This is a genomic window from Actinoplanes sp. NPDC023801 (assembly GCF_040639655.1).
Taxonomy (GTDB): Bacteria; Actinomycetota; Actinomycetes; order Mycobacteriales; family Micromonosporaceae; genus Actinoplanes.
Map to the genome: position 1 here is coordinate 1 of NZ_JBFAAI010000040.1, position 24246 is coordinate 24246.

General features: G+C 70.2%; 28 protein-coding genes. 19 read left to right on the forward strand and 9 right to left on the reverse strand.

Annotation, left to right across the window (positions count from 1 at the left end):
* Positions 1 to 186: 186 nt before the first annotated feature.
* Together AB0G04_RS40290 and AB0G04_RS40295 are read right to left on the reverse strand one after the other, a co-directional pair.
* Positions 187 to 1449, reverse strand: a complete 1263-nt coding sequence (locus AB0G04_RS40290) for a nucleotide sugar dehydrogenase (RefSeq protein ID WP_360994703.1) — start codon at positions 1447 to 1449, stop codon at positions 187 to 189.
* A gap of 23 nt (positions 1450 to 1472) precedes the next feature.
* Positions 1473 to 3230: a stealth family protein gene (locus tag AB0G04_RS40295; protein WP_360994706.1), complete on the reverse strand. Its 1758-nt coding sequence runs from the start codon at positions 3228 to 3230 to the stop codon at positions 1473 to 1475.
* Between the two features lie 230 nt (positions 3231 to 3460).
* Here AB0G04_RS40295 and AB0G04_RS40300 point away from each other — a divergent pair, with 230 nt between their 5' ends.
* The 4 genes from AB0G04_RS40300 to AB0G04_RS40315 all read left to right on the forward strand — a co-directional run bounded on the left by AB0G04_RS40300 (position 3461) and on the right by AB0G04_RS40315 (position 7063).
* Positions 3461 to 3679, forward strand: coding sequence for a hypothetical protein (locus AB0G04_RS40300; protein ID WP_360994709.1), 219 nt, complete (start codon positions 3461 to 3463; stop codon positions 3677 to 3679).
* A 65-nt stretch (positions 3680 to 3744) separates the two neighbouring features.
* Positions 3745 to 5313, forward strand: a complete 1569-nt coding sequence (gene ffh, locus AB0G04_RS40305; RefSeq protein WP_360994712.1) for a signal recognition particle protein — start codon at positions 3745 to 3747, stop codon at positions 5311 to 5313.
* Between the two features lie 61 nt (positions 5314 to 5374).
* Entirely contained in the window at positions 5375 to 5968 is a 594-nt protein-coding gene (locus AB0G04_RS40310) for a Uma2 family endonuclease (protein WP_360994714.1), read from the forward strand.
* An 18-nt stretch (positions 5969 to 5986) separates the two neighbouring features.
* Positions 5987 to 7063 (forward strand): amidohydrolase family protein, encoded by a 1077-nt coding sequence (locus tag AB0G04_RS40315; protein ID WP_360994717.1) that lies wholly within the window; start codon positions 5987 to 5989, stop codon positions 7061 to 7063.
* 3 nt (positions 7064 to 7066) lie between these two features.
* Here AB0G04_RS40315 and AB0G04_RS40320 read toward each other — a convergent pair whose 3' ends face one another.
* Positions 7067 to 8533 (reverse strand): PQQ-binding-like beta-propeller repeat protein, encoded by a 1467-nt coding sequence (locus AB0G04_RS40320; RefSeq protein ID WP_360994720.1) that lies wholly within the window; start codon positions 8531 to 8533, stop codon positions 7067 to 7069.
* Positions 8523 to 9023, reverse strand: coding sequence for a SigE family RNA polymerase sigma factor (locus tag AB0G04_RS40325; RefSeq protein ID WP_360994723.1), 501 nt, complete (start codon positions 9021 to 9023; stop codon positions 8523 to 8525). Before AB0G04_RS40325 ends, AB0G04_RS40320 begins: the two co-directional genes overlap by 11 nt.
* A gap of 83 nt (positions 9024 to 9106) precedes the next feature.
* On the opposite strand from AB0G04_RS40325, the gene proS reads away from it, so the two are divergent.
* The 13 genes from proS to AB0G04_RS40390 all read left to right on the forward strand — a co-directional run bounded on the left by proS (position 9107) and on the right by AB0G04_RS40390 (position 18058).
* Positions 9107 to 10513, forward strand: coding sequence for a proline--tRNA ligase (gene proS, locus AB0G04_RS40330; protein WP_360994725.1), 1407 nt, complete (start codon positions 9107 to 9109; stop codon positions 10511 to 10513).
* Between the two features lie 8 nt (positions 10514 to 10521).
* A complete protein-coding gene (locus AB0G04_RS40335) occupies positions 10522 to 11202 on the forward strand; it encodes a DUF402 domain-containing protein (RefSeq protein WP_360994728.1) in 681 nt (226 codons plus the stop codon).
* Positions 11203 to 11335: 133 nt separating this feature from the next.
* Entirely contained in the window at positions 11336 to 11854 is a 519-nt protein-coding gene (gene rpsP, locus AB0G04_RS40340; protein WP_360994731.1) for a 30S ribosomal protein S16, read from the forward strand.
* The gene (locus AB0G04_RS40345; protein ID WP_014447131.1) at positions 11832 to 12089 is read left to right on the forward strand and encodes an RNA-binding protein; all 258 of its coding nucleotides are present in this window, start codon (positions 11832 to 11834) and stop codon (positions 12087 to 12089) included. Before rpsP ends, AB0G04_RS40345 begins: the two co-directional genes overlap by 23 nt.
* 6 nt (positions 12090 to 12095) lie before the next feature.
* Positions 12096 to 12674 carry a ribosome maturation factor RimM gene (rimM, locus tag AB0G04_RS40350; protein WP_360994916.1) on the forward strand — a complete coding sequence of 193 codons (579 nt, stop codon included), beginning with the start codon at positions 12096 to 12098 and terminating at the stop codon, positions 12672 to 12674.
* A 10-nt stretch (positions 12675 to 12684) separates the two neighbouring features.
* Positions 12685 to 13449, forward strand: coding sequence for a tRNA (guanosine(37)-N1)-methyltransferase TrmD (trmD, locus tag AB0G04_RS40355; protein WP_360994733.1), 765 nt, complete (start codon positions 12685 to 12687; stop codon positions 13447 to 13449).
* 124 nt (positions 13450 to 13573) lie between these two features.
* Complete coding sequence (gene rplS, locus AB0G04_RS40360; protein ID WP_360994736.1) at positions 13574 to 13930, forward strand: 50S ribosomal protein L19; 357 nt, start codon at positions 13574 to 13576, stop codon at positions 13928 to 13930.
* A gap of 170 nt (positions 13931 to 14100) precedes the next feature.
* Entirely contained in the window at positions 14101 to 14991 is an 891-nt protein-coding gene (gene lepB, locus AB0G04_RS40365; protein ID WP_360994739.1) for a signal peptidase I, read from the forward strand.
* On the forward strand, positions 14988 to 15647 hold the full coding sequence (gene lepB / locus AB0G04_RS40370; RefSeq protein ID WP_360994741.1) for a signal peptidase I: 660 nt from the start codon (positions 14988 to 14990) through the stop codon (positions 15645 to 15647). The genes lepB (AB0G04_RS40365) and lepB (AB0G04_RS40370) overlap by 4 nt, the downstream gene beginning before the upstream one ends.
* 25 nt (positions 15648 to 15672) lie before the next feature.
* On the forward strand, positions 15673 to 16146 hold the full coding sequence (locus AB0G04_RS40375) for an NUDIX domain-containing protein (RefSeq protein ID WP_360994744.1): 474 nt from the start codon (positions 15673 to 15675) through the stop codon (positions 16144 to 16146).
* Between the two features lies 1 nt (position 16147).
* On the forward strand, positions 16148 to 16987 hold the full coding sequence (locus AB0G04_RS40380; protein ID WP_360994747.1) for a ribonuclease HII: 840 nt from the start codon (positions 16148 to 16150) through the stop codon (positions 16985 to 16987).
* The gene (locus AB0G04_RS40385) at positions 16984 to 17307 is read left to right on the forward strand and encodes a DUF2469 domain-containing protein (RefSeq protein WP_360435634.1); all 324 of its coding nucleotides are present in this window, start codon (positions 16984 to 16986) and stop codon (positions 17305 to 17307) included. The genes AB0G04_RS40380 and AB0G04_RS40385 overlap by 4 nt, the downstream gene beginning before the upstream one ends.
* Positions 17308 to 17380: 73 nt before the next feature.
* On the forward strand, positions 17381 to 18058 hold the full coding sequence (locus AB0G04_RS40390; RefSeq protein ID WP_360994749.1) for a M23 family metallopeptidase: 678 nt from the start codon (positions 17381 to 17383) through the stop codon (positions 18056 to 18058).
* Positions 18059 to 18237: 179 nt separating this feature from the next.
* Here AB0G04_RS40390 and AB0G04_RS40395 read toward each other — a convergent pair whose 3' ends face one another.
* Complete coding sequence (locus AB0G04_RS40395) at positions 18238 to 19425, reverse strand: aminotransferase class V-fold PLP-dependent enzyme (protein ID WP_360994919.1); 1188 nt, start codon at positions 19423 to 19425, stop codon at positions 18238 to 18240.
* Between the two features lie 32 nt (positions 19426 to 19457).
* Positions 19458 to 20567: a tyrosine-type recombinase/integrase gene (locus AB0G04_RS40400; protein ID WP_360994752.1), complete on the reverse strand. Its 1110-nt coding sequence runs from the start codon at positions 20565 to 20567 to the stop codon at positions 19458 to 19460.
* 86 nt (positions 20568 to 20653) lie between these two features.
* Between AB0G04_RS40400 and AB0G04_RS40405 the strand changes: the two genes are divergently transcribed.
* Entirely contained in the window at positions 20654 to 21115 is a 462-nt protein-coding gene (locus AB0G04_RS40405) for a pyridoxamine 5'-phosphate oxidase family protein (protein WP_360994755.1), read from the forward strand.
* Positions 21116 to 21327: 212 nt separating this feature from the next.
* Here AB0G04_RS40405 and AB0G04_RS40410 read toward each other — a convergent pair whose 3' ends face one another.
* On the reverse strand, positions 21328 to 21732 hold the full coding sequence (locus AB0G04_RS40410) for a winged helix-turn-helix domain-containing protein (RefSeq protein WP_360994758.1): 405 nt from the start codon (positions 21730 to 21732) through the stop codon (positions 21328 to 21330).
* Between the two features lie 158 nt (positions 21733 to 21890).
* Complete coding sequence (locus AB0G04_RS40415; protein ID WP_360994760.1) at positions 21891 to 22148, reverse strand: hypothetical protein; 258 nt, start codon at positions 22146 to 22148, stop codon at positions 21891 to 21893.
* 532 nt (positions 22149 to 22680) lie between these two features.
* On the opposite strand from AB0G04_RS40415, the gene AB0G04_RS40420 reads away from it, so the two are divergent.
* Positions 22681 to 22866 (forward strand): AlpA family phage regulatory protein, encoded by a 186-nt coding sequence (locus AB0G04_RS40420; RefSeq protein WP_052164533.1) that lies wholly within the window; start codon positions 22681 to 22683, stop codon positions 22864 to 22866.
* A 116-nt stretch (positions 22867 to 22982) separates the two neighbouring features.
* Here AB0G04_RS40420 and AB0G04_RS40425 read toward each other — a convergent pair whose 3' ends face one another.
* The gene (locus tag AB0G04_RS40425; RefSeq protein WP_360994763.1) at positions 22983 to 24245 is read right to left on the reverse strand and encodes a DNA-protecting protein DprA; all 1263 of its coding nucleotides are present in this window, start codon (positions 24243 to 24245) and stop codon (positions 22983 to 22985) included.
* Position 24246: the final 1 nt, after the last annotated feature.

Sequence of the window (24246 nt, forward strand, 5' to 3'; positions counted from 1 at the left end):
GCCCCCCGGGCTGGCCCGCGGCGGGGGGGGGGGGCCCCCCCCGGCCCCCCCCCCCCCCCCCCCGTCCCCCCGCCCCCCCCCCACCGCCACGCGGGGTTTGACGCGCCTTTTGTGTGGCGGGTGTCCGGCCCGGCCGTGCCGAGAGCGGAGCCGGATGTCGTGGAGGTCCTGCGTGGACCGTACGACCTAGAGGCGGTGCGCCTCACGGACGGTCGTCACGCCGCGGGTGTCGAAGAACCGCTTCGCGATGCGGGCCAGGCTGTCCGGGTCGTACTCGCGGTGGTTCTGGACGAGGATGACCAGGTCGGCAGCGGCCGCCGCGCCCTCGAGGTCGTCGGTACGGGAGACCGGTACACCGTCGAGGTCCCAGGTCGTCACGTGCGGGTCGTGGTAGGCGACGGTCGCGCCGAGGGCGGCGAGGTGGCGGGCCAGCGGCGCGGCGGGGGACTCGCGCTGGTCGGCGATGTTGGCCTTGTAGGTGATGCCGAGCAGCAGGACGGTCGCACCACGGACGGCCTGACCGTCGGCGTTGAGCAGATTCTGGGCGCGGCGTGCCACGTACGCCGGCATCGTGGTGTTGATCTCCTGGGCCAGCTCGACGAACCGGAACGGATAGCCGAGCTTGCTGCGCACGTTGTGGGACAGGTAGTTCGGGTCGATCGGGATGCAGTGACCGCCGACGCCGGGCCCGGGGTAGAACGCCTGGAAGCCGAACGGCTTGGTGGACGCCGCGTGGATCACGTCCCACAGGTCGATGTCGAGCTCGTGGCAGAACCGCGCCATCTCGTTGACCAGGGCGATGTTGACGTGGCGGTACGTGTTCTCGAGCAGTTTCGCGGTCTCCGCCTCCCGGGTCGATCGGGTTCGCACGACCGTCTCGACGAACCGGCTGTAGAACGTCTCGGCCCGGTCGGTGCACGCCGGGGTGTAGCCGCCGACGACCTTCGGGGTGTTGTGCGCGCCGAACACCTCGTTGCCGGGGTCGATCCGTTCCGGGGAGAAGGCGAGGTGGAAGTCGATGCCCGCGGTGAGCCCGGAGAGCTGCTCGAGACGGGGCCGGACCTCCTCGTCGGTGGTGCCCGGATAGGTGGTGGACTCGAGCACGACCAGCATGCCGGGCCGCAGATTGCGGCCGATCGCCGAGGTGGCGCCGAGAACGGCCCGCAGGTCCGGGCCGTCGCCCTCGGCGAGCGGGGTCGGTACACAGATGACCGCGGTCCGCGCCTGCCCGATCAGGGTTTCGTCGGAGGTGGGCAGGAAACCGCCGGCCAGCATCTTCTCCACGTCGGCGTCGCTCAGGTCGTCGACGTGGGAACGGCCGTCGCCGAGTGAGCGGACCACGTTCTCGTCGATGTCGAAACCGAGGACCGACATGCCGGCCCGGATGGCCTGTTGCGCCAGTGGCAGGCCGACGTACCCCAGGCCCAGGATGGCGACGTCGTAGCTCAAGGGAGTCTCCTCTTCACAACAGGTCAGGCGACGGGCGGGAGGGCCACGTCCGGCGGGACCGGCCGGTCGTCCCGGCCGGGGTTCGGCTTCCGGGGCGCCGCGATCGTGCGGACGTTCCGGTGCTGCAGCTCGTACGGGCAGGTGAACGGCAGATAGGCCGGAAGGAACTCGGCGACCAGGGCCTCCTGATCGGCGACGGCGGCGCTGTGCACGTCCACGTCGTTGAGGCAGAACGCGTCGACGTTGCGGCCGCGCAGGAGCCGGGCCAGCCGCAGCGGTGTCGCCGGGCTGGCCAGGTCGGTGTAGAGGTAGCGGATCCGGCCCGGGGCGGCCTTGCCGGTGAGGTACGCGTAGTACTGCTGCAGGGACGACAGCAGCGAGATGTCGTCCGGATGCCGGAACTGGTGCCCGGCCGTGGCCGTCACCTGTTCGGCGAACCGCTCCTCGATCTCGGCGATGACGCTGCGCCGCGACGGGTGCGGGGTGTGCATCATCTTGCGGGTGAGCATCCGGCCGAACGTTTCCTGGATGAGCCGCCGGTTGTTCTTGGCGGCCGAGTCGGCGGGCCGGTCGGCGGGTCCGCGGGGTGCGGTGTCGACCCGGGCGGCCGAGGCGAAGAACTTGGTCAGCCCGCCCGCGGTGAAGAACAGGTCGGGGGTGACCGGCCGGCCCAGGATGACGTCGTCGTTGAGGTACAGGAAGTGCTCGGCCAGTCCGGGGATGCGGTGCAGCCGCGACTCGATGGCCTGCGAGTTGAAGGTCGGCAGCCGTCCGGTGTCACCGAAGATCTCCCGGTGGGTGACCACGGTGAGCCGCGGATGCGCCATGTCCAGCCAGGACGGCACCTGGCCGTCGGTGACCAGGAACACCCGGCGTACCCAGGGGGCGAAGCAGTGCAGCGCGCGCAGTGAGTAGCGCAGTTCGTCGCGGCTGGCGTACCGCGAGTCGTTGGCGGCCTGTGCGCTGACGTCGCCGACCCAGGAGTTCTCGGTCAGGGCGTGGGCCTTGCGGCGCTGCCATTCCGGGTCGGCGCCGTCCACCCAGGTGTAGACGACGTCGATCGGGAAGTCGATCCGGTCCGGGTCCACGGTCGTGAAGATCCGCCGGGTGCGGTACGCGGTGGTGTCGTCCGGTGCACTGAACGCCCCGAACACCGGTTCCGGCGACATGGTGACCGGCTCGTCGGCGGCGATCGTGTCGGCCACCGGGTTGCGGCGCGGCGACATCAGGCGTTCGCCCTGCTCACGCCAGAACTCGATCTCGCACGCCAGGTCGTGGCCGAGCAACAGCAGCCCGTCCGGGTCGGTGACCGGCCAGCAGACGCCGACCACCGCGGGGTCGCGGCGGCGGGTTCCGGGCCGAACCACCAGCAACGAGCCGTGGTCGCCGGCGATCAGGTCGCGGAGCAGGCGCAGGACGCCGGCGCGGGCGGACTCGCGGACGGCCACGGCGGTGCGGGTCGCGCTGCGGGTGGGCACCCGGAACCAGTCGACACCGGCCTCGTCGAGGGCCCGGACCACCCGGTCCAGGTTGTGGCGGCGGATCTCGGCGGGTGAGGCGGCCGGGTCGACGCGGGCGGTCAGGGTCCCGGCCGGGGTGCGTACGCGCCGGGTGGCGGCTTCGGTACGGCCGGGCCGGGTCGTGGCGAGAGGCATCAGGGTGCGGGCGATCCCGAGTCTTCGTTCGGGGGCGACGCGGGGCAGGACACGCGCCTCGACCGTCTCGAAGATCCGCCGTCGGACCGGCCAGGGGGCCAGCCGCAGGACCTGCCGCAGGGTCACGCCGTCGTCCTTTCGCCGCACATCCGCCGAGGGTTCAACGCCGGGGCTGAGAGGGAAGTTGCGGTCTATATCCCCATTAAGTGGGTTATAGGACTTCGGCGGGGTCGGCGTGCCCGGTCGTGCCCGCTTCACCCTTAAGGGAACGGCTAAGGGTCTCGGCCGATGCGGCCCGTTGCGCGGGAAGGGCATGGTGGAAGACGCGACGACGCGACGACGGCAGGAGGCCGGCGATGGGCAAGGCAATCGCAATCCTGGTGGCACTGGCGGCGGTCGGCTGGCTGGCCAGCTCGATCCTCGGCCCGTTGCTCTACTACTTGCTCGTGGGTGCACTGGTGCTCGGCGGCGGCGCCTACGTCTACTCGAGGGTGAAGCGTTCGCTCGCCCCCGGCACCCGCACCCAGCGGCGCATCGAGGCCGCGGCCCGGACCTACCGCATGCGGAACCGGTGAGGATGCGGCGGTACGGCTAGGCTTGCGGTCGACGCCAACCTTTACGACCAACGGGAAGTCTCACCGTGTTTGACACCTTGAGTGACCGCCTCTCCGGGATCTTCGGCAAGCTCCGCGGCAAGGGCAAGCTCACTGATGCCGACATCGACGCCACCGCGCGCGAGATCCGTCTCGCGCTGCTGGAGGCCGATGTCGCGCTGCCGGTGGTCAAGGCGTTCATCGCCAGCCTGAAGGAGCGGGCGCGCGGCGCCGAGGTCTCCCAGGCCCTGAACCCGGCCCAGCAGATCATCAAGATCGTCAACGAGGAGCTCATCCAGATCCTCGGCGGCGAGGGGCGGCGGCTGCAGTTCGCCAAGCAGCCGCCCACCGTCATCATGCTGGCCGGCCTCCAGGGCTCCGGTAAGACCACGCTGGCCGGCAAGCTCTCCCGCTGGCTCAAGAACCAGGGTCACCAGCCGTTGCTGGTCGCCTGTGACCTGCAGCGTCCCAACGCGGTCAACCAGCTGCAGGTGCTCGGCCAGCGCGTCGGGGTCGACGTCTACGCCCCGCAGCCGGGCAACGGCGTCGGCAACCCGGTCCAGGTCGCCCGTGACTCGATCGAGCACGCCAAGCGGGCGGCGAAGGACATCGTCATCGTCGACACCGCCGGCCGTCTCGGCATCGACGCCGAGATGATGCAGCAGGCCGCCGACATCCGTGACGCGGTCGACCCGGACGAGGTCATCTTCGTCATCGACGCCATGGTCGGCCAGGACGCGGTGCGCACCGCCGAGGCCTTCCGGGACGGCGTCGGTATCACCGGTGTGGTCCTGTCCAAGCTCGACGGCGACGCCCGCGGTGGTGCCGCGCTCTCCGTCCGGCACGTCACGGGCCAGCCCATCCTCTTCGCCTCCACCGGCGAGAAGATGGAGGACTTCGACGTCTTCCACCCCGACCGGATGGCCGGCCGGATCCTCGACATGGGCGACCTCCTGACCCTCATCGAGCAGGCCGAGCAGGCCTTCGACGAGGACCAGAAGGAGAAGATGGCCAGCAAGCTGCTCGGTGGTGAGCAGTTCACGCTGGAGGACTTCCTGGACCAGCTGATCGCGGTCCGCAAGATGGGCCCGATCGCCAACATCCTCGGCATGATGCCCGGCATGGGTCAGCTCAAGGGCCAGCTCGACGAGCTCGACGACAGTCACTTCGACCGGGTCACCGCGATCATCCGCTCGATGACCCCGGGTGAGCGCACCAATCCGAAGATCATCAACGGCTCGCGCCGCCTGCGCATCGCGAACGGCTCGGGCGTCACCGTCATGGACGTCAACCAGCTGCTCAACCGCTTCACCGACGCGCAGAAGATGATGAAGCAGATGAGCGGCATGATGGGCCTGCCGGGTGGCCGCCGCAGCGCGACGAAGAGCTCGAAGAACAAGCGCAAGGGCACCAAGGGCGGCAACCGGCCCCGCGTCGGCGGGCGTCCCGGTGGCATGCCGGCCGGGTTCCCGGGTGGCTTCCCGGGCGGCGGCATGCCGCAGCTCCCGCCGGGCCTGGACCCGGGTGCGCTCGGCGGTGCGCCCGGCGGTTTCAAGCTGCCGAAGCTCGACTTCAACAAGCTGAGCAAGCCGAAGGACGACACGAACGAGCGCTGAAACGATTGGCGGTCATAGTCATGGTTCAGGTAGTCTGATGACACCCCCTGAGGAGCAGCCCATGACTATGGCCCCGCATCTTCCCGACCTGTTCAAGAAGCAGGACTGGACCACCGACGACCTGGACAGCCTTCCCGAGGGACTCCGTTACGAGTTGATCGACGGAAGGCTGATCTTGCCGTCCCCCACCGGCTTCCATCAGATTCTCAGCGCGAAGCTCGCGCTGGCTCTGGAGCCCAACTGCCCCACTGGTTATGTGTCGGTCCCCGACCTGTCCCTTGAAATCGACCGTCGCAACGAGCCGCGGCCGGATGTCGTTGTGGTGCACGAGCGTTACATGTTCCGTACACCGGTTCCGATTGACGGCGCGCTGCTCGTGATGGAGGTGGTCTCGCCGACATCGCACTTCCGGGACATGAACGCGAAGGTCGAGATCTACGCGGCAGCGGGTGTCAGCAGCTATTGGGTTGTCGATCCGACAGTGGACGGCGACATGCTGATGACGGTTTTCGAACGGAACGAGGCCGGGCAGTACGAGCGGGTGGCCGGCACCAGCAAGGTGTTCAGCACCGATGTGCCGTATCCGATCACCATCGATCTGCCGGCGCTGACCGCCCTGCGTGACAAGTACCTCGCTGCGCGGGAGGACGCTTGATCCGGTAGGACTTATCCCATGGCGTTTCATGTGCGTGGGACGGTTCTGCCGGACGGCGAGGTCCGGGACCTTTGGCTGGTCGGCGATCGGGTCACCTTCGAGCCGGTGGCCGGTGCGGAGACCATCAGCGACGGCGGGTTCATCCTGCCGGGGCTCGTCGACGCGCACTGCCACCTCGGTATCGCGTTCGGGGCCAAGCCGATCGAGAGCGTCGACCAGGCCCGTGAGCTGGCCGTGATCGACCGGGACGCGGGTGTTCTGGCTCTGCGTGACGCGGGATCGCCCTTCCCGTACCCCGAATTGGACGACGAAGCCGGAGTGCCCCGCCTGGCCCGCGCCGGACGGCACGTCGCGGCGCCGAGACGCTATCTGCGGGACATCGGCGTCGAGGTGGCCGGCGACGAGGTGGCCGCCGCCGTGACCGCGCAGGCGAAGGCCGGCACCGGCTGGGTGAAGCTGGTCGGCGACTGGATCGACCGGACCGTCGGCGATCTCGCCCCGAGCTGGGACGCCGCCACCATGGCCGCCGCTGTCGAGGCCGCGCACGCCGCCGGCGCCCGCGCCGCGGTGCACACCTTCTCCGAGGAGGGTGTGGAGATCATGGTGAGGGCCGGCGTCGACTCGGTGGAGCACGGCACCGGGCTCACCCTCGACCTGATCGACGAGATGGCGCGGCGGCGGACCGCACTGGTTCCCACGATGATCAACATCCGGACCTTCGGGAAGATCGCCGACAACGCGCGGGGCAAGTTCGAAGGCTACGCCGACCACATGATCGCCCTGCGCGACCGGTTCCCGTCCGTGGTGCTGGCCGCCCACGAGGCCGGCGTGCCGATCTACGTCGGTACCGACGCGGGCGGCGGCATCCGGCACGGCCTGGCCGCCGAGGAGATGCTCTACCTGCACGAGGCCGGCATCCCGGCGATCGACGTGCTGGCCGCCGCCTCGTGGAAGGCCCGCGAGTGGCTCGGGTTCCCCGGCCTGGTCGAGGGCGGACTCGCCGACCTGGTGGTCTACGACACCGACCCGCGCGCCGACCTCCGGGTGGTCCGGGCGCCCCGCCGCATCGTCCTGCGGGGCGCCGTGATCAGGTGACCGTCAGCGGGTGAGACGCCAGATCCACAACTCCCGGCCGGCCGGGCAGGTGAGGACGTCCTCGTTCCAGTCGCACCGGCCGGAGACCTCCGGGATGACGCCGAGCGTCACCTTCCGGTAGTCGACGTTCGAGACGCCGCGGACGGTGTACCGGCGGTCCCCGGCGTCCTGGGTCAGGGTCAGCGCGTTGCCGTCGTCGGCGAACCCGCCGATCCCGTTGTCGGAGTACCGGGCCTGCCCGTTCTCGTCGTACAGCGTGGTGCCCTTGAGTCCGGTGCCGCTGGTCAGGATGTGGCCGAGACGTATCGAGTCGTTGCCGAACCGTGGCACCGCCCGGGTCGTCCGGATCACTTTCCCGGTCCTTGTGTTGATCATGAGCAGCCTGCCCTCCCGTTTCTCCGAGGTCAGTTCGCGCATCTCGGGGACGCAGAGGCGATCGGGTCCGCAGGGCAGGGAAGGCCCGTTCTCCCAGGGGATCTCGCGCTGGTAGACGACATTGTCGGGAGTGGTGATGCTGAGAACACCGCCGATGCGCACGGTGGCGTAGATCTTTCCCTCATAGGCGAGCAACTCCTCCGCGCCCGCACGGCCTCGCGCGACCGACCGGACCTTGCCGGTACGGATGTCCCGGACCGTGATCCGGCCGTACTCGCTCAGGTCGACCAGCCGGTCGTCGGTGAACGGGAAGGCCTTGGCCACGTCCGGGCTCCAGAGGGCCGAGGTGGTTCCTCTCTGATCCTCGCTGCCGTCCGACTCGACCCGCATACCGCTGATCAGTTCCGGCCGGCCCGCCCCGGCCGGAACTGTCCAGAGCTTCCGTCCACCGGCCAGGTCGTACCCCTCGATCGCGCGGGTGTCGTCGACCAGCCGGACCAGCACGTCCTGATGCAGCACGAGCTGGTCGCGGTCGGTGTGCCGCAGTTCCCAGCGTTTCGCGCCGGTGGCCGGGTCGTGGAACAGCAGGAGCCGGTCGACCGGCTCGTCCAGCGCCTCGGAGTGCTGCTCCAGCTCCCGCAGCAGGATCACCGCGCGGGGCGTGGTGGCGACCCCACGGAAGAAGCTTTCCCGGCCGGTGATCCGCCAGAGCGTCCTCCCGGTCCGGGCGTCCACGGCGACGGTGTCGTGCCCGCCGTTGCCGTCGGCGGAGAAGCCGATCACCCGGTCCCCGGAGATCCGCGCGTTGTTCCAGATCCGGCCGTCACCGATCCGGAGCGGCTCGCCGACCGGCGCCAGTCCGCGGATCCGGGCCGGTGTGGTGGCCGGCAGGATCGGCTCGGGATCCGGTTGCTCCCGCCTGATCGCGATCCCGGTTCCGGTGAGGACCAGCAGCACCGCGGCGGCGGTCAGTGCGGCGCGGCTGCGGGTCCGCCGCTGCCGGCCCCGCTGCCGGGCGCCTTCGGCGCCCCGCAGCGGGATCGCGTCGGCCTGCCGGCCCAGCGCGGTGAACAGTTCATCCAGGTCAGCGGGCACGGCGAGCTCCTTCCTGCGCCATGACAGAGGTGTCCTCGAGGGCCGCGGCGAGCATCGTGCGGCCCCGGAAGAGCCAGGATTTGACGGTGTTCTGAGAGGCGCCGGTCTCGACGGCTATCTCGGCTATCGACCGATCCAGCAGGTAGTGCAGGGCCAGCGCGCGGCGCAGCTTGTCCGGGAGCTCACGCATCGCCCGGACCAACAGCACCACGTCGTCCGACGGCGGGCCGACCACCGGGAGCGGCGGCTCTGCGGCGGCCCGTGCCCGGCGTACGCCCAGCCGTCGCCAGCGGTCCGCGGACAGCCGGTTCACCACGACGCGCAGCCACGCCTCCGGGTCGTCGTACCCGGAGAGCCGCCGCCACCGCTGCCAGGCTCGTGCGTAGGCCTCCTGCACCAGGTCCTGCGCCTCGCCGGGATCCCCGGTCAGGCCGTACGCATAGCGCAGCAGCCGCCGGGAGGTGTCCCGGTAGAAGCCGTCGAAATCCATCCGCCACCCCGTCCTTCTCCGATGAGGGACACGGGATGCCCACCCGGCAGGTTGCACCCGGGGCGCGACTACGATGCTTCCTCATGGCTCGCGTGCTCACTCCCCGTGCGGAGGACTTCCCCCGCTGGTACCAGGACCTCATCGCCAAGGCGCAGCTCGCCGACAACGGCCCGGTGCGCGGCACGATGGTGATCCGGCCGGTCGGCTACGCCATCTGGGAGCGCATGCAGGCCGACATGGACGCCCGCATCAAGGAGCAGGGCGTCCAGAACGCCTACTTCCCGCTCTTCATCCCGGAGAACTATCTGCGCCGCGAGGCCGACCACGTGGAGGGCTTCTCCCCGGAGCTGGCCGTGGTCACCCACGCCGGCGGCAAGGAGCTGGCCGAGCCCCTGGTCGTGCGCCCCACCAGCGAGACGGTGATCGGCGAGTTCATGGCCAAGTGGGTCGACTCGTACCGCGACCTGCCCCTGCTGCTCAACCAGTGGGCCAACGTGGTCCGGTGGGAGCTGCGCCCGCGGACCTTCCTGCGGACCACCGAGTTCCTCTGGCAGGAGGGTCACACCGCGCACGCGACCGAGGCCGACGCCCGTGAGCACGCCCGTGACATCCACCGCAACGTCTACCAGGCGTTCATGGAGGAGATGCTGGCCATCCCGGTGGTTCCCGGCCGCAAGACCCGGGGCGAGCGGTTCGCCGGTGCCACCAACACGATGACCGTCGAGGCCATGATGCGCGACGGCAAGGCGCTGCAGATGGGCACCTCGCACGAGCTCGGGCAGAACTTCGCGAAGGCGTTCGACATCACCTACTCGTCGGCGGAGCGCACCGTCGAGCACGCCTGGACCACCTCATGGGGCACGTCGACCCGGATGGTCGGCGGTCTGATCATGGTGCACGGCGACGACAACGGCCTGCGGCTTCCGCCGCTGCTGGCGCCGATCCAGGTGCAGATCATGGTGGTCAAGGCGGGCGAGGGTGTCACCGAGGCGGCGGACCAGCTCTTCAAGGACCTCAAGGCCGCGGGCGTACGGGTGAAGCTCGACGACCGGGCGGACATCCCCTTCGGCCGTCGCGCGGTCGACGCGGAACTGCAGGGCATCCCGATCCGGCTCGAGGTCGGCCCGCGCGACCTGGCGAACGGCAACGCCGTGGTGGCCCGCCGGATCGACGGCACCAAGTCGCCGACCCCGCTGGCCGAGGTGACGAACGCGGTGGTGGCCGCGCTCAAGGCCGACCAGCAGCGCCTCTACGACGACGCCCTGGCCTTCCGCGAGGAGCACACCGTCGACGTGAAGACGCTGGGCGAGGCGATCGAGGCGTCGCAGACCGGCTGGGCCCGGGTGCCGTGGTCGGCGGTCGGCGAGGCCGGCGAGAAGGAGGCGAACGGCAAGGCCGTCACGGTCCGCTGCCTGACCCGCGCGGACGGTTCGATGCCGGAGTCGGACGAGGAGCCGGACCTGATCGCCTACCTGGGCCGTTCCTACTGAGCGCTCGGATGAGTTTCGAACCGGGTCGCCTGATCCTGCACCGGGACACCCACCACGGCCGGATCGCCTTCGTGCATCCCGGCCGGGTGATCTCGGACGACGACCGTGGGCTGCTCATCTGGGTGGCCCGCGGTTCGACGATCGCCGTGGAGACGACGCTGGACGGCCGTTTCCCACGGGATCTGCCGTTCCGGGAGTGGATGGCGGCCGACCGGGCGCCCCGGATCGCGCAGTGGTGTGGGCCGGGGGTGCTGCGGTTCTTCCCGCCCGGCGAGAACCACTCGGTCTGGTTCTTCCGGGACGACGATGGCGAGTTCACCGGGTGGTACGTGAACCTGGAGGAGTCCGCGGTCCGCTGGGACGACGGGGACACCGCCGGGATCGACGTGATCGACCAGGACCTCGACGTCGTGGTGGACGCCGGCCGCGGCTGGCGCTGGAAGGACGAGGACGACTTCGCCGAGCGCCTGGGCTACCCGGACCTCTACTGGGTGCCGGACGAGGCGGCGGTACGGGCCGAGGGCCGGCGGGTGATCGCCCGGATCGAGGCGGGGGAGTTCCCCTTCGACGGCACCTGGACCGACTTCCGTCCCGATCCGTCCTGGCCCACTCCCACCGAGCTGCCGCCGGGCTGGGATCGGCCGGTGGTGGCCCGGTTGGGAGAGTCGGCTGCTCGTCTGGCAGAATGATTTGTTGGTATCCGGCACGCGTCAGGCGCCCTCTAACCCCTGATCGCGACGCCAGTCCATGAGGCATCGGCCCCGCAATCCCCACGCGGGTCCCGTTCGGCTCAACCACGCAGTCATCAGGAGCGAATACACCGTGGCCGTTAAGATCCGGCTCCTGCGGATGGGCAAGATCCGCAACCCGCAGTACCGCATCGTCGTCGCCGACTCGCGCACCAAGCGCGACGGCCGCGCCATCGAGTACATCGGCATCTACCAGCCGAAGGAACACCCCTCGGTCATCGAGGTGAAGTCCGAGCGCGTTCAGTACTGGCTGTCCGTCGGCGCCCAGCCGTCCGAGCCGGTGCAGCGCATCCTGGAGAAGACCGGCGACTGGCAGAAGTTCAAGGGTCTGCCGGCCCCGCCGCCGCTGCTGGTCGCGCCGAGCAAGCAGAGCAAGGCCGAGGTCTACGAGGCCGAGGCCAAGGCTGCCGCCGGTCTGACCGAGACCACCAAGCCGGCCACCCAGAGCAAGTCGGCCAAGAAGGCCGCCGCTCCGGAGGTCGCCGAGGCACGCCCGGCCGACACCAAGCCCGCCGACCCGGCCGAGCCGAACCGCGAGGCTGTCGCCGAGACTGCACAGGACCCGGCCGGTGCCGGCGCCGACGCGAGCTGACGGGGCGCTCCGGCCCGCGCTGGAGCACCTCGTCAAGGGCATCGTCGACAACCCGGACGACGTCCGGGTTCGTCTGGTCGACTCGCGCCGCGGCAAGCGGCTCGAGGTCCGTGTGCACCCGGAGGACCTGGGAACGGTCATCGGGCGCGGCGGTCGTACGGCCAAGGCCCTGCGTCAGGTGATCGGGTCGATCGGCGGTCGTGGCATCCGGGTCGACATCGTCGACGCGTACTGATCGATGCTGCTCGTCGTCGGCCAGATCGGTAAACCGCACGGCATCCGGGGCGAAGTCACGGTGGTCGTGCGGACCGACGAGCCCGAGGAACGCTTCACCGCCGGGTCGGTGTTCATCACGGAGGTCCCCAGGGACCGCCGGGTGAGCGCCGGCCCGGCGGCCGCTCCCGGTGCCGGCCTCCCTGGCTCTGAGAAATTCGAAGTCCCGAAAGAACTCGTCCTCGAGTCGATCCGCTGGCATCAGGGCCGCGGCATCGCCGTCTTCGAGGGCATCCACGACCGCAACGTCGCCGAGGCGTTGAAGGGCGTGTTCCTCCAGGTGGACAGCTCCGAGCTGACGCCACCGGACGATCCCGAGGAATTCCACGACCACCAGCTCGTCGGGCTGCGCGTGGAGTCGGCGGACGGCACCGAGCACGGCACGGTCCAGCGGATCGAGCACGCTCCGGCCTCGGATCTGATCGTGCTCGCGAAGAAGGGCGGCGGCACCGCCCTGATCCCGTTCGTCATCGCGATCGTCCCGATCGTGGACCTGCGTGGCGGCCGGATCGTCGTCGACCTCCCGGAAGGCCTCCTCGACCTGTGAAGGCTCTCCTGTGAAGGTCGACATCATCTCGATCTTCCCGGACTACTTCGCGCCGCTCGAGCTGTCGCTGATCGGCAAGGCGCGGACCGCCGGGACACTCGATCTCACCGTGCACGATCTGCGTACCTGGACCTATGACGTGCACCGGACGGTGGACGACAGCCCGTACGGCGGAGGTCCGGGCATGGTGATGCGCCCGGAGCCCTGGGGGCAGGCGCTGGACGCGGTCGCTTCGCCGGGGGCGACTCTGGTCGTACCGTCGCCGGTCGGAAGGCCCTTCACCCAGGCGGAGGCCGCCCGGCTCGCCGCGCTCGACCACCTGGTCTTCGCCTGTGGCCGCTATGAGGGCATCGATCAGCGGGTGATCGACGACGCCGCCGACCGGATGCCGGTGCTCGAGGTCTCCCTCGGTGACTATGTGCTGTTCGGCGGTGAGGTCGCGGTCATCGTGATCATGGAGGCGGTCACCCGGCTGCTGCCCGGGGTGCTCGGCAACGCCGAGTCGCTCACCGAGGAGTCGCACGCGGCGGGTCTGCTCGAGGCCCCGGTCTACACCAAGCCGCAGTCGTGGCGCGGCCGTGAGGTCCCGGACGTGCTGCGGTCCGGTGATCACGGCCGGATCGCCCGGTGGCGTCGTGAGCAGAGTCTGTTGCGCACCGCCGACCGCCGCCCCGACATGTACGCCGCCTACCCGCCGGAGCAGCTCGACAAGAAGGATCGGAAAGCGCTGACCGAGGCCGGATTGCAGCTCCCGGCCCCGCGTGTGGCAGAGTAGGGGGGTTGCCGTCTCAGTCCTGCGCCGCAGGAACGGGACGAGGGCCCTCTGAACTGGTGGAGGGTCAGAATCACCCATCCGCGCGCCGAACTCCCGGCACGCCACAGAGTACGAGGATGCAGCGATGAACACGCTGGACGCTCTTGACGCCCAGTCGGTGCGCACCGACCTTCCGGACTTCCGGGCCGGTGACACGCTCAAGGTGCACGCCCGGGTCGTCGAAGGTAACCGGTCCCGTGTCCAGGTCTTCCAGGGCGTCGTGATCGCCCGCCAGGGTGCTGGCCTGCGGGAGACCTTCAAGGTCCGCAAGATCAGCTTCGGGGTCGGCGTCGAGCGGACCTACCCGCTCAACAGCCCGGCGATCGACCGGATCGAAGTTGTCACCCGTGGTGACGTCCGCCGCGCCAAGCTCTACTACCTCCGCGAGCTGCGTGGTAAGAAGGCGAAGATCAAGGAGCTTCGGGAGAAGCAGACCGTCTGATCCACTCGGTTTGATCCAGTCGGTGCGACAGGAACCGGCGCGGGCCAACTACGCTTGCGCCAGTGCCTGACGCGCTGTAGGTGAACCTTTCCAGCCCTACCGCTCGTAACTTCCCCTAGCCGGGAATCTCGGGCGGTAGTGCTGTATCCGGGGCCGGTCGGCGGCGGGAGATGCGAAGCGTGGATCCGATGGAAGGCTATCGGCCGGCACGGCGGCGGTCAGTGATGCGGCGCAAGGAGATGCCGCTCTGGCAGGAGCTCCCGTTGTTGTTGATCGTGGCGTTCTGCCTGGCGGTGCTGATCAGGACATTTCTGGTCCAGGCCTTCTACATCCCCTCCGGGTCGATGCAGAGCACCCTGGAGATCAAGGACCGGGTGCTGGTCAACAAGGTCGTCTACGACATGCGCGATCCGCTGCGCGGCGAGATCGTGGTGTTCCGCGGTACCGAGGACTGGGCGCCCGAGGTGACCGAGGCGGTGAGCAACACCTTCCTCGCCAAGCTCGGCCGGACCATCGGTGACCTGGTCGGGGTCAGTCGCCCCGGCGAACGTGACTTCATCAAACGGGTGATCGGCCTTCCGGGTGACAAGGTGGCCTGCTGTGACGCGCAGGGACGGATAACCGTCAACGGCGTCGGCATCGACGAGCCCTACATCGCTGAGGGCTTCAACTCCGACCTCACCCAGCCACCGATTCCCGGCCAGTGCACCAGCCGCCGATTCGCCGAGGTGACCGTTCCACCCGGTGAGATGTTCGTGATGGGCGACCACCGCTCGGTCTCGCAGGACGCCCGCTGCCAGGGAACGGTGCCGATCGAGAACATCATCGGCCGGGCGTTCGTGGTGGTCTGGCCGAGCGAGCGGTTCACCGGCCTGGACGTACCGGACGTGTGGAAACAGTTCGCCGAGCAGTACCCGTCGGCGGCCGCCGACCGGCCGATCCCGGTCCGGGAAGAACGTCCGGCTGTCGCCACAAACGTGTTCCCCCTTCTGTTCGGAGTGCTTTTATCCGCGCGTTCCGGCATGTCGTTGTGGGCCGGACGACGTAGGCTCCGAGCGTGATTGACGAGCAGACCGAGAAGCGCCAGGGGTCTTTCTGGCGTGAACTACCGATCCTGTTGGGGGTGGCGATCCTCGTCGCCGTCCTCGTGCGCGCCTTCGTGTTGCAGACGTTCTACATCCCGTCGCCCTCGATGCAGCACACCCTCGAGCTGTGGGACAGGGTCCTGGTCAACAAGCTCGTCTACGACTTCCGCGAGCCGCGCCGGGGCGAGATCGTCGTCTTCAAGGCTCCGGGCGCCTGGCAGTCCGGCAACGAGGGCGAGGACTTCATCAAGCGGGTCATCGGCCAGCCGGGCGACAACGTCGTCTGCTGTGACACCGAGCGCCGCTTGATGATCAACGGCAAGTCCCTCGACGAGCCGTACGTCTACGTCGAGTCCGACGGCACCCGCGACCAGGTGGCCAGCCACGACTTCAACATCACCGTACCGGAGGGCCGCCTGTGGGTGATGGGTGATCACCGGCAGGCCTCCGGCGACTCGCTCCAGCACTACACCGACGCCGCCGCCACCGACGAGGCCGGCAAGGTCAATGAAGCGACCGTCCCGATCGACTCGGTCGTCGGCCGGGCCTTCACGATCTTCTGGCCGGTCGGCCGGGCGACCTGGCTCAGCGTGCCGGACGAGTTCGACTCGATCCCCGACGCGGGCAAGTAGATTCCTTCGCAATAGGCTTGGTCCCGTGACCGAGGTGATTGACCGCCGCGCCGGCCGGGTTCTCCTGGTCGATCTGGCCGGCCGTGTGCTCCTGCTGCACGGCGGTGACCCGGGCCGGCCCGGGCTGCACTGGTGGTTCACTCCCGGCGGCGGGCTGGACGAGGGCGAGACGCCCGTCGAGGCGGCCTCACGTGAGCTGCTCGAGGAGACCGGCCTGCGGGCCACCCCGGCCGAGCTCGGCGAGCCCGTCCGGCACGAGGTGACGGAGTTCACCTACGACGGCCGCGACTACCGGCAGGAGCAGGACTTCTATCTGCTCCGGGTGGCCGACTGGCAGGTCGACACGGCCGGGATGGACGAGGAGGAACAGCGCACCATCACCGAACATCGGTGGTGGTCGGCCGCCGAGATCGAGGCGAGCAGCGAGGACATCTTCCCGGCCGACCTGGCCGCGTTGCTGCGGCAGCTCGCCGTCGACGCCGTACCCGAAGGTTCCTGACATGCTGGCCCCACCGCGCACCGTCGTCCGCCGCGAGGCCGGTCTCTATGCACTCGAGCAGGCGCTGCAGCGTCGCGGCTTCCGGCACGTGGCCGGCGCGGACGAGGCCGGCCGTGGCGCCTGCGCCGGACCGCTCGTCGCGGCGGCCGCGATCCTGCCCGAGGGCCGGCGCGGCGAGATCCCCGGCCTGGCCGACTCGAAACTGCTGACCGCCGCCGCCCGGGAGCGCGTCTACGAGCACGTGGTGGCCAAAGCACTGGCCTGGTCCGTCATGATCATCCCGCCGACCGAGGTCGATGCACGTGGCCTGCACGTCTGCAACCTCGCGGCGATGCGGCGGGCGCTGGCCTCCCTCACCGTCCGCCCGGAGTATGTGCTGACCGACGGCTTCCCGGTCGACGGCCTCGGCGTCCCCGGCCTCGCGGTGTGGAAAGGCGACCGGGTCGCCGCCTGCGTCGCGGCCGCCAGCGTGCTGGCCAAGGTCACCAGGGACCGGCTCATGGTCGAGCTGGACCAGAAGTTCCCGCACTACGGGTTCGCGGTGCACAAGGGTTACATCACCGAGGAGCACAGCACCGCGCTCACCACCCACGGACCGTGCCCCGAACACCGGTTCTCATATGTGAACGTCGCCGCCGCCTCCGGCCGCGGCAACCGCCCGCCCCGGGCCCGGCGCCCCGCTTCGTCACCCGCGCCGTCTTTGTTCGACGATGTATCCGTTACCGAGCCGCTGCTGATTCCGGAGACGGCTGAGGGTACCGTCGGCGTGGCGTCGGGCGAGCAGCCTCAGCCGTTGCCGTCGGTGGGGGAAGATAGTGCCATGGAGGGCGAGACACGATGAGCGCAGAGGATCTCGAGAAGTACGAGACCGAGATGGAGCTGCAGCTCTACCGGGAGTACCGCGACATCGTCCGCCAGTTTTCCTACGTGGTGGAGACCGAGCGCCGGTTCTACCTGGCCAACCAGGTCGACCTGCACGTGCGTAACTCCGACGGCGAGGTGTATTTCGAGGTCGAGATGCACGACGCCTGGGTGTGGGACATGTATCGTCCGGCCCGGTTCGTCAAGAACGTGCGGGTCATGACGTTCAAGGACGTCAACGTGGAGGAGCTGGAGAAACCAGACATCTCCCTGCCCGACGAGGCCGGATTCGGCGGCTGACGGTCATCCACAGTCCGCGGTTGTCCACAGGGGCGGTCGCGAGCCGGGCGGCCGGCCCGGCACTCTCGGCGGCATGCCCGCTCTCGTTGCCGCGCTGATCCCGCTGCTTCTGCTTCCCCTGTCCGGTTCCGCGGTCGCCGTGGTCCGATCTCCTGCGGCGGAGGCCCGCCACAGCGCGGTTGCCGGTGTCCGTTTCTTTGCGGCCGAGGCCCGCCACAGCGCGGTCGCCGGCGTCCGTTTCTTTGCGGCCGAGGCCCGATACAGCGCGGTTGCCGAGGTTCGATACCGCGTGGTCGCGGCCCGATACAGCGCGGTCGCTGAGGTTCGGTATCGGGCGCCCGCGGCCCGATACCGGTGGCCGGTGGTGCCGCCTCAGGTGCTGCGCCGGTTCGAGCCGCCGCCCGAGCGCTGGCTGCCCGGTCACCGCGGCGTCGACCTCGGATCCGCCCCCGGAGCATCGGTGCGGGCGGCCGGCGACGGCGTCGTCGTCTACGCGCAGAACCTGGCCGGGCGCGGGGTGATCAGCATCCTGCACGCCGGCGGACTGCGCACCACCTATGAGCCGGTCACCGCCACCGTTCGGGCCGGCGACCGCATCACCGCCGGACGCCCGATCGGAGCCCTCGAAACCGGACATCCGGGCTGCCCGGCGGCCGCCTGCCTGCACTGGGGCTTGCGGCGCGGTGACGTCTATCTCGACCCCCTCGCGCTGCTTGGCCTGGGCCGGGTGCGCCTGTTGCCGCTCGGCTGATCACCTGCTGATCACCTTTCGCGACGGCCTCGTGCGCTCGCCACTTCCCGCCGTGGCTCGTTCATCCACCGCCCGCGGGACTCGTTCACCCGCCGCTCGCCGCTCGCCGCTCGCCGCTTTCCGCTCGCCGCTCGCCGCTGTGTCTCGCCGCTCGCCGCTTGCCGCCTTGTCGGGCTCGCTCACCGCTGGAAGGTGGCCAGCAGCTGCGGGAGGCGTTCGGCAAGCAGCTCGTACTCCTCCGGGCGGTTGTAGACCTGGGCACTCAACCGCAGCAGACCCCGGCCGCCCCAAGCGTTCACCGCCACCTCCGCCGCCAGCTTCTCCGCGATGTACTGCCGCAACGCCTGCGCCTCTGGAAAGGTCGACGCCAGCCCACCCGGCAGCGGCACCACACGCAACGCCACCCCGGGTCCGCCGGGCTGCGGCAGGTCGGCCGGCGCGAGACCGAGGGCCTCCCCGACAACCCGCTGGCCGTACGAGACAAGAGTCGCATTGTGTTCCCGGACCAGCTCCAGGCCGAGCGTACGCAGTGCGAAGACCCCGGCCGGAGCCGCCAGCCACGGGGTGTAGTCGATCGTGCCCTGGAACTCGACCGCGCGCGGGAAACCCTGCTCGTGCTCCCACGAGACCACCAGCGGCTCGATCCGACGCCGCCACGCCGGAGCCACGTGCAGCAGCGCCGTGCCACGCGGCGCCCAGCCCCACTTGTGCAGGTTGCCGACCCAGAAGTCCGCGCCGATCGCCGACACGTCCACCGGCAGCATGCCCGGCACGTGCGCGGCGTCAACCAGTACCGGGACATCCTGTTCGCGGGCGGCCGCGGCGATCTCCCGTACCGGGAAGAGGGCCGCCGTCGCCGACGTCAGCTGGTCGATGATCAGCAGCTTGGTGCGGCCCGGCCGCAACGCCGCCCGGATCCTGGCCACCGTCTGCGGCCCGGACAGGCCCAGCGGCACCGCCACCGTCCGCGCGCTCGCCCCCGTCTGCCGGCACCGGTGCCGCACCGCCATCGCCACCGCGCCGTAGGCGTGATCGCTGAGCAGTACCTCGTCGTCCGGCCCCAGGCGCATCGACTGCAGAACCAGCGACACCGCCGCCGTCGTGTTCTGCACCAGCGCGCTGCCGTCCGGGTCCGCGCCCAGGAACGTCGCCAGATGCCGTCGGCTGTGGAGGACGCGATCCATCAGCCCGGTGCCGTAGAACCGCAGTGGATTGGCCTCCATCTCGTCGCGGAGCCGCTGCTGGGCACGTTGCACGCTGATCGGTAGCGCACCGAACGAGCCGTGGTTCAGATAGGACACCGACGGATCCAGCGAGAAGAGCAGACGGGCACCCGGAATGGGCCGAGGCGGATCGATCATGCGGATTCCGGCGCGCTCATGACTCGGATCGTACGATGTCAGGCCCGTGGATGCGCCTGATTGAACGCCGCCCGGAGCCGTTCCGTCGACACGTGCGTGTAGATCTGTGTGCTCGCCAGCGAACTGTGCCCCAGCAGCTCCTGCACGGCCCGGAGATCCGCGCCCCCGTCGAGCAGATGGGTCGCCGCCGAGTGCCGCAGGTCGTGCGGGCTGGTGTGCGGCAGTCCCGCGGCCCGCGCCGCGTTCCCGACGATCCGCCGGACCACCGTCGGCTGCAGACGGCCACCTTTCACTCCCAGGAACAGCGCGTCCCGGCTCGAACGGCTCACCAGCTCCGGCCGCCCCAGCCGCAGCCAGGCGTCGAGCGCCCGCCGAGCGGGATGCCCGAACGGGACGGCCCGTTCCTTCGCACCCTTCCCGAAGACCCGGACCACCTGGCGGGCGTGGTCGACATCGGCCCGGTTCAGCGAGCAGAGCTCACTGACCCGGATGCCGGTGGCGTAGAGCAGCTCGAGAACCGCCCGATCCCGGATCTGCAGGGCGTCGCCGGCCGTCGCCGTACCCTCCTCGTCCGCGGTGCCCGCCGGTCCTTCCGGGGCCGGTCTCTTCCCGCCCGGTTCCCGCTCCTCGGCCGTGCCGGCTGATGGTTCCGGGCCGGTTGACGGTTCCGGGCCGGTTGGCGGTTCCGAACCGGTTTTCGGGTCCGGGCCGGTTGACCGTTCCGGGCTGGTGGCGCGGCCGGCTGACTCCATCAGTTCGGCCGCCTGGTCGGCGCGGAGCACCGTGGGAAGTCCGCGATGCGCCCGCGGGCTGGCCAGCTGCCCGCCGGGATCGTCCGGGGAGAGACCGGTCCGGTGCGCCCAGCCGGTGAACGCCCGTGCCGCCGCGGCACGCCGCGCCTGGGAGGCGCGGGCCGCCCCCGAACCCATCCGTGCCGCGAGCCACCCGCGGAGAACGACGACGTCCAGTTCGGCGACGGTGCTCCGGCCCTCGTAGGCGGCATGGTCGAGCAGCGACACGATGTCCCCGACATAGGCCCGGACGGTGTGCTCCGACCGTCCCTCGACCATCGCGAGATGCCGGCCGAACTCGTCCACCGCCGCCCGCAGGGCCGCCGGCAGTCGCTCGTGCAGTTCCCGAATCCGCATCGCCTCAGACCGTCCATCCCCACCCGGTGCCCGGTCAAGCTCCGGACACGGCGTTTCTGTCATACCCGGGGTCTAGCGTCGGCGACATGGCACGCTGGGAGGAAATCGAGAAGGACGCCCCGGAGTTCGCGGCCCGTGTTCGGGCACTCTTCGAGGCTGGCACCAACAAGACGATCGCCACACTGCGACGTGACGGCTCACCCCGGATCAGCGCGTCCGAGGCCCAGTTCATCGACGGCGAGCTGACCTTCGGCTCGATGCCCGGCGCGGTGAAACTGCGGGACCTCCGCCGCGATCCACGTATCGCGATGCACAGTCCCACCCTGGAGCCTCCGGCCGACGACCCGTCGAACGGCCCCGGCGACGCCAAACTGTCCGGGCGTGTGGTCGAGATGCCACTCCCGCCGGGCACCCCGCACGCCGACGCCGCCTTCTTCCGCATCGACATCGACGAGGTGGCCCTGACCTACGTCGGCACTCCCGCCGACCATCTGGTGATCGAGTCCTGGCACGCGGGCCGGGGCCACCGCCGCCGAACCCGCACCTGACCGGCTGGCGGGCCCGCACCTGACCGGCTGGCGGGCCCGCACCTGACCGGCCGGCGGGCCCCCACCTGACCGGCCGGCGGGCCCGCAGCCCTTCGTCGGGCGCTGAGGGAGGCCCGCCGTGGGCAGTGCGGCACATCGGGGACCAACGCCGGGCGCGGTTGCGGTGCGGTCCGCTCGTTGCGCGGACCGCCGGCCTGTCCGGACCGGCCCGATCAGCGAACGGTGAGCTGGTACCGATCCGCGGGGTAGGCCGTCCGGGTCCCGTCCGCAGCGGTGACCACCAGGACCGGAACGCCCTCGCGAAGATTGAACCGGCGGCGCTCCGTATCGGTGGGCATCCGCGCGCCGGCCCGCTCGCCGCTGTTGAGTTCGACGACTTCCACCTGCTCCGGGACCCGGACGAACGTGCCGCGCGGCCGGTCCACGGTGACCAGGCCCTCGGCGCGGAGCTGAGCGATGGCCTGTCGGACCGTGGTCCGGCTGATGTTGTGGTCCTCGCCCAGCCGCAACTCGCTTGGTAGTGGGTCACCCGGTGCGAGCTCACCGCTCTCGATCTGCTGGCGAAGGAGGTCAGCCAACTGACGGAACACCGCCCGGTCCGCTGAGGGATCGATCATGGCCACTATTCTACGTGCCGCCGGGGCTCGTCATGTCGTAACTACATCGCTACATGGACGACCGGCTGCGGCGACCACGAGGACGATGGGCCTGCCGGTGAACGTGGACGGCCGGGCCCCCGCGAACTTCTCGCCGCCGAAGGTGGGACGGCGTGGCTTCACGGGGGCGGGTGGTGCCCCGTCCAGGACATGAAGCGTTCGTACAGGTTCAGTGGCGGGGGCCGGCCGCCGGCGGTGAAGTCGTCGAGGGCTTCGTACATCTGGGCGGACAGGTAGATCTTCAGCAGTGACGGGTAGGCGCGGTACTCCTCCAGGAGGCCCGCTCTCGCCTCGATGCAGGGCCAGGGGCGACCACAGGCCCGGCATCGCCAATGTGGACGCTCGTGGAGGTGGGTCGGCTCCGGTGCGGTGGACAATCAATTCCCCCGAAAGTGATCGGCTGGCCGGGCGCGGGACGTCATCGACTGCGGTGACGACGCTGGGCTCGCTGCCCGGCGTCTTCACCGGCCCGGTGTTCCTGGGCCGGGGTGAGGTGGCCGGCGCGACCCACGTGGGAGTCCGGATCGGACGTGCGGGCGGGGATCTCGGCGTTGCCGGAGGCCGGCGAAACTCCGGCGCCGGGGCTGGCGTGCCGTGATCGATAGATGCCGCCACCACCCGGTCTCCGCTGCTCGGGGGCGATGTAGGTGCGTCGTGGGTAGGGCGGCGGAGGTGACGGCGGGAAACGGTCGATGCAGGGGGCCCGCAGTCCGCAGATGCACCTGCGCCAGAAGGTCCGCCAGTCGCGGCGATGGCGCGGATGATGGGGGACCGGGCCGCTAGTCTGACGCCTTCTAGTCATAGGACCACCTTAGTTGACCACGGACTAGCTGTCTCCTAACAACTTGGTCAGAGACTAATAGTCCCGCGCCTACGGTCGATCATGTGGGAGTGAAGCCGATCCGCCTCATGGGGGCGCACGAGATCCGCATCCGTCTGGGCGGAGTCAGCCGGCAACGGGCGTACCAGATCACCAGCCGTGCCGACTTTCCGAAGCCTGTGGCCGATCTTGCGCAAGGCAAGGTATGGCTGACCGAGGACGTCGAGGCATGGATGAAGGTCCATCGCCGGGACCTGGACGAGTCCGAGGACTGATTCGCCCGGTCACGGTGGTGACCGGCGCCGGCCCGGAGCCGGCCGTCGCTCGTGCGGCGGCCGGCTCCCGACGGGCCGGTTACTGTCGTGCCCCGATCGCCATGTGGACTGTCCGATCAGTCGGTATTGGTGGATTTCGATAGTCGCTCGGCCGTGGTCTGCCCGGGTTCGGCGCCGGCTTGCCGGCGAACCGGTGGCGCCGGTCGCGGGACGAGCGAGACGCCGTCCGCCGTACGCGTCACCATGCCCGCCACCTCCAGGAGCGACAGGCGCCTCAGGACGGTTCGCAGGCTCAGCCGTGCCTCTGCCGCCAGCTCCTCCGGGGTGACCGACCCGGTCCGCGGAAGGGCCTCGAGGACGAGCGCGGTCTCCTCGTCGAGATGATCGTGCCGGCGTTCCGGTCCGCGCGGCGGATCGGCGAGGTACTCACCGATGCGGCCGATCTCTTCGAGCACCTCGGCCGCGGAGGTGACGACGCGTGCGTACGGATTGCTCCGCAGGATCTCGTGGCAGCCGACGGACATCGCAGACGTCACCGGTCCGGGTACGACCATCGCCGGCCGTCCGAGCGCCAGCACCCGGCTCATCGTCTGGGTGGCGCCGCTGCGGGCGGCCGCCTCCACGACGACCGTGCCCGCGGTGCTCGCGGCGATCACCCGGTTCCGGATCAGGAACCGGTGCCGCAGCGGCTCGGCGCCGATCGGCCATTCGCTGACCAGCAGGCCCGTCTCGATGATCCGGTCGAACATCGCCGAGTTCCCGATCGGGTACGGGCGGTCGACGCCGCACGCCAGAACAGCGACGGTCCGCCCGCCCGCCGCCAGCGCACCGCGATGGGCCGCGGCGTCGATGCCGAAAGCGCCTCCGGACAGGATCGTCCATCCGTCCCGGCTGATCGTGCAGGCGAGTTCGCTGGTGACGTGGATGCCGTAGTCGGTGGCCGCACGCGCGCCGACGACGGCGACCGAGCGTTCCAGCGTCTCGCCGAGCGGCCACGCTCCACGAACCCAGAAGCACAGCGGTGGCCGGACGTCGAAGTTGATCCGGCCCGCGGAGTCCAGTTCCAGCCCGGCCAGATCGCTGACCCGCCGTGGCCATTCCTCGTCCGACGGCACCACGAGGCGAGCACCGAGCCGGTCCGCCCGGCGGATCGCGATCTCCGCCATCCGGCGCGGGTCGCCGGCGGCGAGCCGGGCGGACACCGCGGCACGCAGACGCTTGTCCGGGATGTCGCCGCTGAGCAGCAGATCCAGGGCAGCCGGTGCGCCGACCTGTTCGACAAGATTCCAGACCGCACGGTTGCCGGGTTCGGCCAGCCAGGTGAGAGCCGCCCGGGCCGCCCGGTCCTCCGGTCCACCGGCCGGGACCGGCCCACTCAAG

Excerpts from the sequence above, each read along its gene's own strand:
- AB0G04_RS40310 (WP_360994714.1), top strand. The coding sequence starts at position 5,375 with ATGACTATGGCCCCGCATCTTCCCGACCTGTTCAAGAAGCAGGACTGG.
- AB0G04_RS40300 (WP_360994709.1), top strand. The coding sequence starts at position 3,461 with ATGGGCAAGGCAATCGCAATCCTGGTGGCACTGGCGGCGGTCGGCTGG.
- AB0G04_RS40335 (WP_360994728.1), top strand. The coding sequence starts at position 10,522 with ATGAGTTTCGAACCGGGTCGCCTGATCCTGCACCGGGACACCCACCAC.
- AB0G04_RS40385 (WP_360435634.1), top strand. The coding sequence starts at position 16,984 with ATGAGCGCAGAGGATCTCGAGAAGTACGAGACCGAGATGGAGCTGCAG.
- AB0G04_RS40400 (WP_360994752.1), bottom strand. The coding sequence starts at position 20,567 with ATGCGGATTCGGGAACTGCACGAGCGACTGCCGGCGGCCCTGCGGGCG.
- proS (WP_360994725.1), top strand. The coding sequence starts at position 9,107 with ATGGCTCGCGTGCTCACTCCCCGTGCGGAGGACTTCCCCCGCTGGTAC.
- AB0G04_RS40420 (WP_052164533.1), top strand. The coding sequence starts at position 22,681 with ATGGGGGCGCACGAGATCCGCATCCGTCTGGGCGGAGTCAGCCGGCAA.
- AB0G04_RS40380 (WP_360994747.1), top strand. The coding sequence starts at position 16,148 with ATGCTGGCCCCACCGCGCACCGTCGTCCGCCGCGAGGCCGGTCTCTAT.
- AB0G04_RS40325 (WP_360994723.1), bottom strand. The coding sequence starts at position 9,023 with ATGGATTTCGACGGCTTCTACCGGGACACCTCCCGGCGGCTGCTGCGC.
- AB0G04_RS40405 (WP_360994755.1), top strand. The coding sequence starts at position 20,654 with ATGGCACGCTGGGAGGAAATCGAGAAGGACGCCCCGGAGTTCGCGGCC.
- lepB (WP_360994739.1), top strand. The coding sequence starts at position 14,101 with ATGCGAAGCGTGGATCCGATGGAAGGCTATCGGCCGGCACGGCGGCGG.
- AB0G04_RS40390 (WP_360994749.1), top strand. The coding sequence starts at position 17,381 with ATGCCCGCTCTCGTTGCCGCGCTGATCCCGCTGCTTCTGCTTCCCCTG.
- AB0G04_RS40315 (WP_360994717.1), top strand. The coding sequence starts at position 5,987 with ATGGCGTTTCATGTGCGTGGGACGGTTCTGCCGGACGGCGAGGTCCGG.
- rplS (WP_360994736.1), top strand. The coding sequence starts at position 13,574 with ATGAACACGCTGGACGCTCTTGACGCCCAGTCGGTGCGCACCGACCTT.
- AB0G04_RS40410 (WP_360994758.1), bottom strand. The coding sequence starts at position 21,732 with ATGATCGATCCCTCAGCGGACCGGGCGGTGTTCCGTCAGTTGGCTGAC.